Consider the following 14,543-nt stretch of genomic DNA (forward strand, 5'->3'; position numbering starts at 1 on the left):
TTTACTTGATTCAGTAATCAGATCTATACTGTTCTAAGTCCACATCGGAAATTTCTTGAGCAGTAACCAGTTTATAGTGCTTTTCTTCGACTATTCTAACCTCCGAATCATTTATAGTTAACTCAAACATTGAGATCAGATTATTATCAATAAACTGAGCGGATACCGGACGACAAACCAACTCGGGAAAATGATCTGTACAGTATGCAACATCTTGTTTGGTTTGAACAACGCTAATTTGATCGTTTCCACTTTTAGCTTGAACAGGTACAATAAACTGAGATCCCCTTTGATTCAAACCTACATAAACCTCATCTATTTCTATCTGACCAATCTCACGAACAGTTGTTCTCAAATGATTTTGCAAAGAATAAGCGGTAATCCCTAAAAAGATATCAATTAATCTATTGTATCTAATCTTTGCAAGGAGAGCCTGTTCATCACCAGATGAATATTTTTCAACGATTTCAGGAGTTGAATCGGGAATTTTGATTTCAACTAAACTCATATTGGGTACGATACGATTGACTCGTTCTAAGCTAAATCGGTAGACTCCTCGACCTGCTAATTCTATTATCCATTCCAAATCAGGAGGTTGAGTCTCTCTGATTTCTTGAGGTAAAGGTCTACGAAATCGGTAACTATAAATTACATCACCGCAGTTTTTCGCACTTAGACCCATATTTCTTCCGATATCTACAATTTCTTCCCGACTAAATTCAAATTGATTAAGTTCGGGTTGATAGTACCGAAAGAAAATTTATAGGATAATAGAACTATAGATTCTCGACTTTTCTGGTCTGCTCATATCCCAACTATAATTAAGATTTTTTTTTACGATTTCTGGGTGCAATCACATCAGAATTTACACCATAATATTTTGCTGCTTGCGACATATCAAACCGCAGAAATGCTTCATCTCCAAGTTCAATTTTACCCTCGGGTTTCTCGGGTTTAACGTTCAACAATTTAACAATTTCACCGGCGACAGCTTGGGCGAGTAAAGGCGGAACGGAGTTTCCAATTTGGCGAAAACCGTGCCATTTTGTGGCGTGAAATCTAAACCAATCCGGGTAAGAATGCAGTCTGGCGGCTTCTCTAACGGTAATACATCTGGGCGTAAATGGATGAATAGGACGGGGAGAAGTATAAGCGCCTCTACTACTCGGTGTTCCCGCCCTCAAGGTATTACATAAACCGTCGGGATTGAGTTTATGAAAGCGGCTAATGGGTTCTGTTTTTCCGGGGGGGGTTTGGGCGAATCTTTCGATAGATTCTTGGGTGTGTTCGGTTCTTAAACTGGAAGTGAGTAGTTGAGAATTGTATTGGCGAGGATAAGAATAGTTATCGGATTTTTTGACAATTCCCCTCAACATTTTACCATAAAAACTCGGCCGGTGGAAATCAACATCCGCCCAATCTTGTTGACATAATTCGGGATAATTTTCGATTTCGGGTAAATCTTGTAAGGCTTCTCGAACTGTGGGCGTTGAAGGAAGATGAGAATAACATTTGGTGACTTTTGAAAGGGGCGGTTTAAAGGTCGGTTCGGGATAATTTGGCAAGGGTAAATCTTCCCGACATCCCAATAAAAATAACCGCTCGCGATTTTGAGGAACGCCATAATAAGCGGCGTTTAACACTTGATAGGGTTGGCGAACTTTATACCCATAATAGCCAAATTTATGAATGAGTTCTTGAATAAAGGTTTGGTGTTGTCCTGAAACCATTCCTTTAACGTTTTCAAAGACAAAATATTTCGGTTGGAGTTCGGAAACAATTCGCACAAAATGAAACACCAACAAATTTCGCGGATCTTCTAACAACCGTTTGCCAATTAAAGAAAATCCCTGGCAGGGCGGGCCGCCAAAAACTAAGTCTATTTCCCGTTTTTTTATGCTAGAATGATATCGGATAAACTCGCCCGATATTGTAGTAATATCTTGGCAAAAAACCGACCAAAGCGGAAAGTTATAGTCGTGAACGATGCAATGAATCGGATCGATTTCTACAGCCGCGAGAACGTCAAAACCCGCCTGTTCAAAGCCGAGTGTCATTCCACCTGCACCCGCAAATAAATCTACAGCAATGGGTCTTTTGGATTGAATCGTGTTTGGCTGATCTGGCATTTTTGCAATTAATAATCTGGATTTTAGGATTCGGATTGATTATAACATCATAAAACGCTAAAATCTCAAAAATAGAAGGATTTCTGATTGAGAGATTAACCGATGAAAAAGCACAGCGAGAATCAAAAAGCCGGGGAATTTGTTCGTCAAATGAGTTTGGATCGTCGTCAAAAGGCGATGGGTTTTTATGGAATTGGGTTGTTGTTTTTAGTCGGGGTTGGGTTAATATTTTTCGTTTTTAAAACCTCCGGTATTGGGTTGTTATTGGCTGTAGCTGGAGGAGTTGCGGCTTATTATTATTGGAAAAAAGGCGAATATTGGATGAGACGTTCCGAACAAGCTTTAAAAGGTGCAGAAGCGGAACAGGAAGTCGCGGTTATTTTGCGGCTTTTAAATATTAAAAATTGGCAAATTGAATATAATCTTCCCTTGAAACGTGGGGGCGATGCGGATGTTGTTTTATGTTCTCCTCGGGGAAATTGGTATGTGATTGATGTCAAGTCTCACCGGGGGAGAATCCTTAGAGAAAATAATCGGTTAAAACGGGCTAAGGGTAATAAAGTTTATGATTTTTCTGAGGGTGATTTATTAAGCAAGGTGAGGGGCCAAGCGTCGGAGGTGGCGCGACTCAAACAAGTAAAATGGGTGGTTCCTCTGTTATGTTTTACTCGGGCGAAAGTTGTATTTTCTAAAAATAATATCAATGGGGTTTATGTGGTTGAGAAAACGGATTTGATTCGGATGTTGGAAAAATTAGAGGGTTAATTTTGGCGATATTCGCCTCAATCTTGACCCGGCAGCATTTCAGAACAGTCTAATTTAATCTGTCTCATTAGTAACAATCGTTAGAATGATCAGATGAAGTTCTGTAACTTTACCTGTATTTTACTTTCACAAGTTTAAAATAAATTGACTTAAACTGTCAGCGCTACTCTGAAATCAACGCTAAGATCAATTGTAGCATCGGTACATTGAAGAGATGAGTAAATTTGATTATAATGTCGGAATATGCCGCGAACTTAAATGCTAAAATACCACGTTCCAATAACGGGGTTACGCTACAAGGTTCAGCAAAGCCAACCTCAAAAGGGAGGATTTTCCAATGAACTTACAGACTGCAACTTATCCGACGGCAGAGAATTTAACGAAAATGGATGATGCGGTGGGCGCATTATTCAAAGGAATGGCTCGTTATCCTCTTTTGAAAGCAAATGAGGAAATCGAACTAGCTCGACAGATCAAAAGATTTGTACTGCTTGAGGAGTTACAACACCAATTACATCATCAACTGGGAAGATGTGCGAACCCGTCAGAATTAGCTGATGCGGCGGGATTGAGTGAAGCCGAAGTGAATCATCAGTTTCACCAAGGGAGAATCGCCAAACAAAAAATGATCAGTTCAAATTTGCGCTTGGTGGTTTCGATTGCCAAACGTTATATTAACAGAGGCGTTCCGTTTTTAGATTTGATTCAAGAAGGCGCACTGGGGTTAAACCGAGCCACCGAAAAATTTGATCCCGATAAAGGATATAAATTTTCCACCTACGCCTATTGGTGGATACGCCAGGGAATTACCCGGACTATAGCCAACCAAGGACGAACGGTTCGCCTTCCGGTTCATGTCGTCGAACAACTCAATAAATTACAAGGAATTCATCAAGATTTAAGACGGGAACTCCGTCGCAAACCCACAGAAGAGGAACTCGCCGAAGCCTTATCAATTTCCACTCAACAACTGCGTCTTCTCGAACAAGTCCGCCGCAAATCTCTGTCTTTAAATCATCGGATTGGTTCCGAGGAAAATTCAGAATTAATGGATTTGTTAGAAGATTATGAAACCCTCTCCCCCGAGTCGCAAATTAACGAATTGATGATGCGACAAGAATTGCTAGAAGTATTGCGTTCGGTTTTAAATGAACGAGAGCAAGATATTTTATCTCTGCGCTATGGTTTAACCACCGGAGTTCCCCATACTTTGGAGGAAGTGAGCGGAATTTGTAGCCTGTCTCGGGAACGGGTTCGTCAAATTCAAGCCAAAGCCATGCGAAAATTACGCCGTCCTCATGTAGCCGAACGCTTAAAAGGATGGATTAAGTAAGTAAAATTCAGGATAGGGGAGAGGGTTAGAAACAGACAAAAACCCGATTTTTCGATTCCACTGAGATCTTGCACTCCAGTCAAAAACCCGGTTTCTGGGAACTTGGCTGACCTAAAAACCTCTATTTTTCGTTATCGAACCGGGTCGATCAGATTGGGCGCAAAAAGGGTACAAGATTTCAGATTCAATCGACTCGCAGACCAATCCATTTCTATGTTTTCTCTGGGGGGAAATACCCGTTTTGGTGGCGTTCACGTGCAGATTCTTCAAAGTGAGTCGTTTTGAATTATGATCGGATAACTCGCGATTGGCAAGCAGAGATTTATCTGTTTGCTGGCATCTATCCTCCTCCTTTTGACTTTTATGGCTTTAGATTTTATTTTGCGTTTCGCCGTACCCGATGATCTTCCGGCTATCTTTGATCTGATTAAAGCTTTAGCCGAGTATGAAAAATTATCCCATCAGGTTACGGGTAGTGTGGAGGAATTAAAGGGTCATCTATTTGGCGAGCATCCCTATGCTGAAGTCGTTTTGGCTTCTGTTGAGGAAAAAATAGTTGGTTTTGCTTTATTTTTCCATAATTATTCTACCTTTTTAACTCAACCGGGCATTTACTTAGAGGATTTGTTTGTTTTACCGGAATATCGGGGTCAGGGAATTGGTAAGGCTTTAATTGTTTATGTCGCTCAGTTAGCCGTGTTGAGAGGGTGTGGACGCTTTGAATGGAGTGTTTTAGACTGGAATCAACCGGCTATTGATTTTTATAAGTATATGGGTGCATCTGTTTTAGAAGAATGGCGCATCTGTCGGGTTACGGGTGAAGCGCTCACTCGCATGGTTGAGAGTCATCGACCGAAAATTAATGAATTACGATAATTGATTTGATCAGCTTGTTCTATCGTTTCTCGGATTTCCGGCTGACCTTTTTACCCAAAACCGGATATCTCATTGACGGAGATTTTCGGTTTCTGCGCGATCGCCATTGACTTCAATTTGATAGTTTTTTCCATGAGATCTATTAAGAGTTAGAATCGGGAGAATTTCAAGTCATTTCTGAGATCTTCAGCCCATCCGGTTTTTCGGCTTCCGAGAGTCGATCCGTTGTCGGTAACGGCTATTATCGACCGGTTCAGGATGCCTACCGATTTGATTATACAATCTAATTGGCTTTCGGCGATCGCAAGCAGGGTGAATTGAATTTCTAGGGAAGCCTTGTCGGTTAAAATCAATTAAGTTTTTGATGAGAAAGACTTCACAAAAACATGAAAAGCGCTCAAACAGACAGATGATTCTATAAAATTTAAATTTTTGCATTGGCGGACTGCTCTTTTGAGATCTTGTTGAAATTAAGTTTAAATTTTTTAATAGATCTTCTAATAGGGCTAAAAATCTGGTAAATTGGAGTCAGGAGTTATGTGCTTTTCTCTTGCTGACTCGAGTCAGAGCGAGCGGAAATCCGCGAAAATCAGATGAGTGAACCCTTCCCTCATCCTTTATTCAAACTGAATCCCCGACCGTATTCCATTTAATTGGAATCATTTTTTATATTATAATAGTTTTTGAAACTTAGATTATTTTGAGAATGTAGAAAAAATTTAACAAGCGCTCGGATGGGAATAAGTTTAATAAAATTTTATAAATTATGAAAAAAAATAGCTGGTTTTTAAAATCTATAAAAAAAGAAAGAGTTCACCAAAATAAAATCCAAAAATTGACTTCAAAATTGATGTTGGAGTTGAGAGGAAAATCGCGATCGCCAGAATTGCGAGAAGTGAAAGCCAGACATCAACAGATTTTGACTAAGATGTTTGCGCCTCAAGAAAACCTCATCGCCCCGGAAAATCCCGTTCAAAAATCTCAACAAAAATATGATTCATTCGTTGAGAGTCTCAACGGTTTAGTTTGGGAATTTGACTTATCGAGTCAACAAGTCTGTTTTGTCAGTCAAAAAGCCGAACAAATCTTAGGATACCCGATAAAACGTTGGTTAACAGAAGCCAATTTTTGGGAAAACCACATTCATCCCGACGACCGCGAATGGGTACTGAAAAATCATCAGCAAATGATCGAATCTCAGCAGGATAGCCAAGTCGAATATCGGATGATCGCAGCCGATGGGCGGATCGTTTGGCTACAAGATTTAACCCGGGTAGTTTTAGACAGGGAAAAAGGGATTAAACTTGGCAAGTTGATGATAGATATTAGTCAGCGTCAAGCCGCTTTAGAAGAAATTGAAGAACGTTTTCAGGCGTTTATGAATCATAATCCTACCGCCACTTGGATCGCCGATTCGGAGGGAAAATTAATCTACGTTAATCCCACCTGTTTGCAGATTCTTCAATTACCCACAGAAGCCGTAATTGGCAAAAGCTTATCGGAAGTTTTCCCCGGGAAATTAACCTCAAAACCCGATAAAAATCCCCTCTGGATTACCGAAAATAATGAAATCATTGAGTTGGTCGAATCAAACTCACCGTCGAAAGATTCATCCAGGCATTTTTTAGTTTATAAATTCCCAATTTCTCAGCCCGAAAAACCCACAATTACCGGGGGAATTGCGGTGGATATTAGCGAATATATGAAAGTCGAAAAAGCGCTCAGAAAAAGTGAAGCCCGCTTGAAAGCCGCCATACAAGCCTTAGAAGATCAAGCCGAACAAGAACAATTAATTATGGCGATCACGAACCGCATTCGTCAATCCTTAGATCTTCAAGAAATTTTGGATACTACCGTCGTTGAAGTGCGGGAATTTATTAAGAGTAATCGGGTGATTATTTATCAGTTTAATCCCGACTCTCGGGTAACGGTAATCGCCGAATCCGTTGAAAAAAATTGGATGTCAATGCTCGGTCAAGTGATTGATGATGACCAGTTTAAAGAAATTTATATTCAACTGTATAAAACCGAAGGAGTGCAAGCGATTTCTGATATTTATATCTCCGAACTCACGGCTAAAGAAATAGACTTTTTCGCCGAATTTCAAGTGAGAGCAAATTTGGCGGTTCCTATCGTTCAAGATAACAAACTTTGGGGATTATTAGTCGCCCAACACTGTAAAATTCCCCGCCAGTGGCAATCTTTAGAAATTAATTTACTCAAGCAACTGGCTACCCAAGTCGCCATCGCCATTCAACAGTCCGAACTTTACCAACAAGCCCAACTGGAAATTAGCCAACGCAAACAAGTAGAAGCCACTTTACAACAGAAAATTCAACGAGAAAAACTATTAGCCGCAACCGCCCAACGAATTCGTCAATCCCTGGAATTAGATGAAATTCTCAATACAACCGTGATGGAAGTTCGACAGCTTTTGCAAGCGGATAGAACGGTTATTTTTCGCTTTGAACCCGACGGTCACGGTGTGGTTTCCGTCGAGTCTGTGGTGACGCCGGAACTGTCAATTTTAAATACAAATATCTACGATCCCTGTTTTTCAAAAACTTATATTGAGCAGTATAAACAGGGGAGAATTAGAGCCGTAGAAGATATTTATCAAGCGAATTTAACGCCCTGTTATGTCAATTTACTCTCTCAATTTAAAGTCCGATCAAATCTCGTGGTTCCGATTTTACAAGGGGAACATTTATGGGGATTATTAATCGCTCATCAATGCACGGAACCCCGACAGTGGCAACCCCACGAAACCGAATTGTTAGAACAAATCGCCACCCAAGTCGGAATTGCGATCGGACAAAGCCAACTTTATCAACAACTCGAACGATTGGCAACTTTAGATGGTTTAACTCAAATTGCCAACCGTCGATATTTTGATAATTATTTAGATCAGGAATGGAAGCGATCGCAGCGAGAACAATATCCTTTATCTTTACTGTTATTAGATGTGGATCATTTTAAACTGTATAACGATACTTACGGACATCAAGCCGGAGATGAATGTTTACAAAAAGTAGCCAAAGCCATTCAGCAAACCCTCAAACGAGGGGGTGATTTAGTCGCCCGTTACGGGGGTGAGGAATTTGTCATTTTGTTACCGAATACCAAAGCAGACGGGGCGATACAAATCGCTCAAGATATTCATCATGCGATCCAACAGCTAGCCATCGAACATTCTTGCTCATCTGTGAGTCAATTTGTCACCGTCAGTATTGGAATTTCTACCACAATTCCCACCCTCAACGGTCGTTTTGAAGGATTGGTCAGTCGGGCGGATAAAGCCCTCTATGAAGCCAAACAGCAGCGCAATACTCACCGCTTACATCGTTTAGCTTCTTAATCGATTTGTTTCCTCAATGAGGTTTAAGTCAAAAACCCGGTTTCTTGAACAACAGCGAGCGCGAAGAAGTCCCTGCGCTGCGCGAAGAAACCCGGTTTTTTAGTTTATACTGTACTGGGAAATATTCCGGTAAAACTGAACTTGATTTCCATTAAAAATTAAACTTATTTCGTTCTTGTTGAGTTTGAATGAGTTTCCCTTCTAAGGTTTGCCAATCTTCTTGTTCTATGATGTCAATAAATTCATCTAAACGACTGCGATAAGCCCGTAGCGATCGCAATAAAGCCGCCCGATTATATCGCGCCATCATCACCCCCAACTCCGGATTTCCACCCCCTACACGACTGGTATCGCGAAAACCGGAACTGGCTAATTTTTGGGCGAGTTCTCTAACGTTAACATCTTCTTCTGCGGTTAAAGCAGCAATTAAACTCGCACTAACGCTAACGGGTAAATGAGAAATCCAAGCCACAGCCCGGTCGTGATCTTCGGGCGAACATTGATAAACTTTTGCTTGCAACAACTCGGCAATTTGGGTAACAATTTGTATTTCTAGATTTGATGTTTTTTCCGTTGGAGTAATCACATAAGGTTTCCCCAAAAACAAATTTTTTTGAGCCGCTTCTATACCACTGTCAGCCGTTCCCGCCATCGGATGTCCACCGACAAAACGGGGCCAAACTTGAGAAAGCATTTCCACAATCGGTTGCTTCACCGAACCCACATCGGTTATAATTGCTGTAGGTTTGAGATCAGGAATTAACTGCTCAAGGGTAGAAGCGATCGCCGCAATTGGGGTACAAATAAACACAACATCTGCACTCGCCATCAAAGATAAATCAACACTCGCCTCATCGACAACGCCCATAGCAAGGGCTTTTTCACAAGTGCTTTGACGGCGACTCACGCCCAAAACGCGATAGGTTTCGCGACTTGAGGAAGAATTATCTGCGGGCAAATGTATCAATCTCGGTTGAATTGAACACAAATCCAACCCCATAGAACCGCCAATTAAACCCAAGCCAACCAGACCAATATTCATGGGAGACTGTTCAAATTTACTACGACTTTATATGTTTAAATTTAACTCATGTTTAAACAAAATAAACAGCAGAGAATTTAAAATTTTAGTTCCTCCGGAGGCGGGTCAAAAAATTTGATATAATAGCGAATTGAATACACCTGTTTTTTACTCGGAAAACTTTCAGGCATGAATGCCGAAGAACTCATTCAAAACTATCAATCCGGGGCGAGAGATTTTAGTGCGATCCTGCTTTGCGAAGCCAATCTCAGTCGTGCAGATCTCTGTGGAGCCAACTTTTCACAAGCTGTCCTCAGCATCACCAATTTTAGCGGCGCCCATTTGTGCGGGGCGAACCTCAGCGGTGCCAAACTGAATGTTGCCAAACTCAGCGGCGCCGACCTGAGCAAAGCCAACCTCAACGGCGCCATTCTCAATGTCGCCAACCTGATTCGCACCGATCTGAGCGAAGCCAGCTTGATCAACGCCTCTCTGATTCGTTCCGAGTTAATCCGCGCCGATCTCAGCCATGCCATTTTAACCGCCGCCAACCTCAGCGAAGCCGATCTGCGAGAAGCCACCCTGCGACAAGTCGATCTGCGACAGGCGAACCTCAAAAGCGCCAATCTCCGAGACGCGGTGTTGATCGCCAGCAACCTCGAAGGCACCAGCTTTCACGGGGCGGATCTGACCCGGGCCGATCTGCGAGGGGCCAATCTCGTCAACGCCGAACTCCGCCAAGTCAACCTCTCCCAGGCGAATTTGAGCGGTGCCAATCTCAAAGGGGCGAATTTGCGGTGGGCCGACTTAAACGGTGCCGATTTGCGGGGGGCCAACCTCGAACAAGCCCGATTGAGCGGGGCCAGTTTGTACGGTGCGGATCTGACTCACGCCAGCTTGCTGTATACCAACTTAATTCATGCCGATCTCACCCAAGCCAACCTGACCGGCGCCGACTGGACTGGGGCCGATCTCACCGGTGCCGCGTTGACGGGAGCCAAACTCTATGACGTCTCTCGATTTGAAGTCAAAGCCGACGAGATCACCTGCGATTGGGTCGATGTTAGCCCAAACGGGGATGGGAGTAAAGTGTTACGCTTTAGCGCCCAAGAAGCCTACCAATTTTTTAACGCTACTTCTCCCCTAGTTGAAATTACCATAGATAGGGCGATCGATGCGGACGCTCACTGCGCCTTAGCCGATGTTTACCGTGAGATCATCCGCCAGACCCCGATCATTAATCGTCCACCGAGTATCGAGGTGAGTTCTCGCCGAACAACTTTATCGTTTAGGATAGAAAGGGACGAACTCCTGTTTCCCACCGCTTATGTTGTAATTCTTCCGTTTAATGATGCAGTTCCTACTCAACAAACAATTTGTAATCTTGTGCAAATGCTCGGATCGGAGAATTTCATCGGCTTAAGCGTTCGGCACTCCAGTCAAATCGAAAAATTAGCCAAGGAAATTAAGCAAAACCTGCAAGAGATTACCGACTTAAAATTCAGCCAAAAATCCAAAACCAAACCCGAAAGCAGCCAAGCTTTCTTTGCATCTCCCACTCGGACAACGCTGAGAAATTTTCATAATCGAACCCTTAAAATTTATAGCCATCCTCAATTTGGAAGAAGCTTACTCAATGTGCCCTGAACTCATAAACTCCTCGGGATATTCCTCAGAGAAATACTTTGAGATGATGGCTCCCTCGTTAGAAAATCTCGCCGACTTTCTGATCGTTTAAAATAAAATAGAAATGTAACGATCGCCAGTCCGCAGAGAAACCCTAATGAGATTAACACTTCAATCTTTTTAGTAATTTAGTAATTGATGATGGGGTGGCTATGGCACAGGAACTCGTAAAAATCTACAATTTGGTCAAAAAATACAAGGAAGGGGAACGGAATTTTACGGGTATTAATCTCAATGAAGCCAATTTGAGTCGGATTAACCTCAGTCAAGCCAATTTAAGCGATGCGTCCCTGTGCGTGACCAATTTGAGCGGAGCCGATCTCAGCGGGATTAATTTAAGTCGTGCGAATCTCAATGTGGGTCGGTTGAGTCAAGCCAACCTCAGCGGGGCCAATCTCAGTCGGGCGACTTTGAATGTGGCCAATTTGGTTCGAGCCGATCTCAGCGATGCGATTTTGGTGGAAACTTTAGCGATTCGTTCGGAATTGATTCGATCGAGACTCAATAATGCCAATCTCACCAAAGCCAACCTCAACGGGGCGGATTTGCGAGAAGCCCGAGTCGGACAGGCGAACTTTTGTCAAGCCAATCTCAACGGGGCGAACCTCCGGGGCGTGTCGGGGGCGTCGGCCAATTTTGAAAGCGCCGACTTGCGACGGGCGAATTTGGTGAAAGCCAATTTACCCAAAGCCGATTTTAGTCACGCCGAGATGCGACAAACTAACCTGACTTACGCCGATTTGCGACAAGCTAACCTCAACGGCGCCAATTTACGATGGGCCGATCTGCGGGGGGCGAATTTGTCGGGGGCGGATTTATCGGGGGCCAATTTGTCCGGGGCCAATTTGTCCGGGGCGAATTTGCATCGGGCTACTTTAGCAAAAGCCAGTTTGGTTCATGTTGATTTAACTCAAGCCAATTTAATTAAAGCCGATTGGATGGGGGCCGATATTTCCGGGGCGACGTTAACCGGTGCAAAACTTTATGAAGTTCTGCGATTTAATTTAAAAGCCGAAGATGTCACCTGCGAATGGGTCGATCTCAGTCCCAACGGCGATCACAGCGAGGTTTATCAATTTACACCCGAAACCCTCAAGAAGTTTTTTAATCAAGTTCTTCCGACGGTACAAGTGATTGTGGATGCTCCCCTCGATCTCGAAGCGAATTTAGTTCTGGCTGAAACTTACCATCACATCGCCCAAGAATATCCCCTGCTGAAATATCCTCCCAGTATTGACACCGATATCCGGCGCACGGTTATTACTTTTCGCATCGATCGCGAAGAATATTTATTTTCGATGGGATGCTTGGCTATTTTTCCCTTTGATGATGCCAGTAAAACTCAAAAAAATATTGTCAATTTGGTTCGCAATTTGCAAGAACGCAGCGAAAAAAATAAAAACCAACTGCGCGTTTTAGCGGCGATGGGTGAAGTGATTTCTAAAGCTCAGGATCTAAAACAGGTGGTGCGATCGATTCGCTCCGAACAAATGCCCGAGTTTTTTCACCGTCCCACCCAAACCATCTTAACCAATACCAGTCAAAAAAAGTTAACCGTTCACACCCATTCGGATTTCGGCAAGCGCTTTAAACCTTCTCTTGTCGATCGAGAACGGGATAATCATTATAGCAAATTCGTTGAACCTTTGTTATTCGATCCCGAACAAGTGATTGATTTTGTCGATAGTTTTGATTATCTTAGTTAGAAGTCCGAGGCTCCTATCAGTTATCCTATATCTTGTTGTTAATTTCCTAAGGCTTTATTCTCTTGATCGAGGTAGAAGCTCATAACTTACTGCAAAGCTTTCTGCGATCGCGGCGTGTTTCCGTTGAAACCTCGCCCGGTAAAGCCTCATGGCCTCACTATTTAACAATGGCCCGGTTGGTAGCCCGAGCCTTGCGACTCGGACGGAGCGCTTTAATTCAAACGGGTGTGGCGCCGGTGAGTCACCATCATTCCTATCGCTTCAGTTATCTGATTCCGGTTTTAATTTGGTCCGAACCCGCTTTAATTGTTGCCCCCCAGTGGCTCTTAACGGAGCTACAACAGGAAGAAATTCCCCAATTGTTTGATTCCCAAGCGCTCGACTCTCACCTCGATAAATCGATTATTCGGGGGGAAGTCTGGCCGGCTGAATCGAACTTTGACGGGGTGTTACTGACGACTCCCGAAGAATGGTTGAGCGATCGCCTCGGAGGAGAAGGACGGTTTCCGGCTAATATTCCCACCATTATCGATGGAGTTGATGATTTAGAAGCCTGGACGCGCCAACAATTAACCGCCTGTATTCAACCCCAAGATTGGACACAACTCCTACAACAGCTTCCCCAACACACGGACATCATCCGGTCCGCGAAAATTCTCCTGACTCAAGCTATTTTTCAACGTCCGGCCAATCCCTACCACTGTCATTTACTCGATCAACACGAACAGGGGATTTTAGAGCAATTCTACCACGATTTATTTGAGGTTGAAGCCTCCGCGATCGCCGGGGTTAACGATTCCCTCACGCCCGAATATCGGGAACGTTGGAGTCAATTTTGGCATCAATGGCAAGCAGAGGAACAATTACGATGGGTTAAAGTCAATCGGCACCAAGGCACGTTTTCGCTCTATTGTAGTCCGGCAAACGTCAGTTCATCTTTGAGTGAGATTTGGCCCCATCAACCGGTGGTGTTAATTGGCGGCGCCTTGGACTTGGAGAAAACCGCCCCGACTTACCGTCAGTTGGTGGGACTTGAGGAAATTACTTGTGTGAAGTTTTCACCCGATCGCAATTCTCAACTGATTCAACTGTATCTCCCCTCTGGCCTGCCTTTACCGAATACCCCCAAATTTCAAGGGGCTTTAATTGAGGAAATTCGCGGTTTACTCTCGATCGGTGCAAGCATTGAGGGGTTGACGGTGTTATTAATTGAGGATACACCCTTAAGAACTCAGATCGGGGCTGTGTTTGCGGGGGAGTTGGGTTCGCGGGTTCAGGTGGAAACGACTAAAGTGGACGGACGGGGTATTTTAGTCGCGGGTTGGGAATTTTGGCGACAACATCAAGGTATACTTCCCCCGCCTCATTTGTTGGCGATCGCCACTTTGCCTTTACCGTCGTTAGAACATCCTCTGGTTGCGGGGCGAGTCGGCTATTATAAACAAAATCATCTTGACTGGTTTCGGCTTTATTTGTTACCTACGGCTTTGAATGAGTTACAGCGGGCGGTTGCACCTGTAAGAGACTCTCAAGGAATTGTCGCATTGTTTGATAGTCGGGTTTTGCATCGCAGTTATGGTGAACAGGTGTTGGCGGCGTTGAGTCCAATGGCGAGGATTGATTATTTAGATACTACTTGGTTGAGTCGCTAAAAAAAACAGTTTTGTAG

The 14,543-nt window shown here is 43.4% G+C and carries 10 protein-coding genes; 7 read left to right on the forward strand and 3 right to left on the reverse strand.

Translation table 11 applies throughout. The features are described 5' to 3' along the window. Positions 1-10: 10 nt before the first annotated feature. Both ACL6C3_RS11045 and ACL6C3_RS11050 read right to left on the reverse strand, forming a co-directional pair. Positions 11-508, reverse strand: coding sequence for a hypothetical protein (locus ACL6C3_RS11045; RefSeq protein ID WP_413167222.1), 498 nt, complete (start codon positions 506-508; stop codon positions 11-13). Positions 509-821: 313 nt separating this feature from the next. Then, the gene (locus tag ACL6C3_RS11050; protein WP_413167223.1) at positions 822-2,129 is read right to left on the reverse strand and encodes a DNA cytosine methyltransferase; all 1,308 of its coding nucleotides are present in this window, start codon (positions 2,127-2,129) and stop codon (positions 822-824) included. Between the two features lie 102 nt (positions 2,130-2,231). On the opposite strand from ACL6C3_RS11050, the gene ACL6C3_RS11055 reads away from it, so the two are divergent. The 4 genes from ACL6C3_RS11055 (at position 2,232) to ACL6C3_RS11070 (ending at position 8,461) form a co-directional block, all read left to right on the forward strand. Next, positions 2,232-2,894 (forward strand): nuclease-related domain-containing protein, encoded by a 663-nt coding sequence (locus ACL6C3_RS11055; protein WP_413167224.1) that lies wholly within the window; start codon positions 2,232-2,234, stop codon positions 2,892-2,894. Positions 2,895-3,231: 337 nt separating this feature from the next. Next, the gene (locus ACL6C3_RS11060; protein ID WP_413167225.1) at positions 3,232-4,227 is read left to right on the forward strand and encodes a sigma-70 family RNA polymerase sigma factor; all 996 of its coding nucleotides are present in this window, start codon (positions 3,232-3,234) and stop codon (positions 4,225-4,227) included. Positions 4,228-4,590: 363 nt separating this feature from the next. Then, positions 4,591-5,103, forward strand: a complete 513-nt coding sequence (locus ACL6C3_RS11065; protein ID WP_413167226.1) for an N-acetyltransferase family protein — start codon at positions 4,591-4,593, stop codon at positions 5,101-5,103. 835 nt (positions 5,104-5,938) lie between these two features. Continuing rightward, the gene (locus tag ACL6C3_RS11070) at positions 5,939-8,461 is read left to right on the forward strand and encodes a diguanylate cyclase domain-containing protein (RefSeq protein WP_413167227.1); all 2,523 of its coding nucleotides are present in this window, start codon (positions 5,939-5,941) and stop codon (positions 8,459-8,461) included. Between the two features lie 151 nt (positions 8,462-8,612). Here the strand turns inward: ACL6C3_RS11070 and ACL6C3_RS11075 are convergent, their stop codons facing one another. Further along, entirely contained in the window at positions 8,613-9,503 is an 891-nt protein-coding gene (locus ACL6C3_RS11075) for a prephenate/arogenate dehydrogenase (RefSeq protein WP_413167228.1), read from the reverse strand. 168 nt (positions 9,504-9,671) lie between these two features. Between ACL6C3_RS11075 and ACL6C3_RS11080 the strand changes: the two genes are divergently transcribed. From ACL6C3_RS11080 to ACL6C3_RS11090, 3 genes are all read left to right on the forward strand, one after another. Continuing rightward, positions 9,672-11,129: a pentapeptide repeat-containing protein gene (locus tag ACL6C3_RS11080; protein WP_413167229.1), complete on the forward strand. Its 1,458-nt coding sequence runs from the start codon at positions 9,672-9,674 to the stop codon at positions 11,127-11,129. A 191-nt stretch (positions 11,130-11,320) separates the two neighbouring features. Further along, positions 11,321-12,874 carry a pentapeptide repeat-containing protein gene (locus ACL6C3_RS11085; RefSeq protein ID WP_413167230.1) on the forward strand — a complete coding sequence of 518 codons (1,554 nt, stop codon included), beginning with the start codon at positions 11,321-11,323 and terminating at the stop codon, positions 12,872-12,874. Positions 12,875-12,936: 62 nt separating this feature from the next. After that, a complete protein-coding gene (locus ACL6C3_RS11090; protein ID WP_413167231.1) occupies positions 12,937-14,526 on the forward strand; it encodes an ATP-dependent DNA helicase in 1,590 nt (529 codons plus the stop codon). Positions 14,527-14,543 lie beyond the last annotated feature (17 nt).

The organism is Capilliphycus salinus ALCB114379 (genome assembly GCF_047276495.1).
Taxonomy (GTDB): domain Bacteria; phylum Cyanobacteriota; class Cyanobacteriia; order Cyanobacteriales; family Microcoleaceae; genus Capilliphycus; species Capilliphycus salinus.

Excerpts from the sequence above, each read along its gene's own strand:
- ACL6C3_RS11045 (WP_413167222.1), bottom strand. The coding sequence starts at position 508 with ATGAGTTTAGTTGAAATCAAAATTCCCGATTCAACTCCTGAAATCGTT.
- ACL6C3_RS11050 (WP_413167223.1), bottom strand. The coding sequence starts at position 2,129 with ATGCCAGATCAGCCAAACACGATTCAATCCAAAAGACCCATTGCTGTA.
- ACL6C3_RS11055 (WP_413167224.1), top strand. The coding sequence starts at position 2,232 with ATGAAAAAGCACAGCGAGAATCAAAAAGCCGGGGAATTTGTTCGTCAA.
- ACL6C3_RS11060 (WP_413167225.1), top strand. The coding sequence starts at position 3,232 with ATGAACTTACAGACTGCAACTTATCCGACGGCAGAGAATTTAACGAAA.
- ACL6C3_RS11065 (WP_413167226.1), top strand. The coding sequence starts at position 4,591 with ATGGCTTTAGATTTTATTTTGCGTTTCGCCGTACCCGATGATCTTCCG.
- ACL6C3_RS11075 (WP_413167228.1), bottom strand. The coding sequence starts at position 9,503 with ATGAATATTGGTCTGGTTGGCTTGGGTTTAATTGGCGGTTCTATGGGG.
- ACL6C3_RS11080 (WP_413167229.1), top strand. The coding sequence starts at position 9,672 with ATGAATGCCGAAGAACTCATTCAAAACTATCAATCCGGGGCGAGAGAT.
- ACL6C3_RS11085 (WP_413167230.1), top strand. The coding sequence starts at position 11,321 with ATGGCACAGGAACTCGTAAAAATCTACAATTTGGTCAAAAAATACAAG.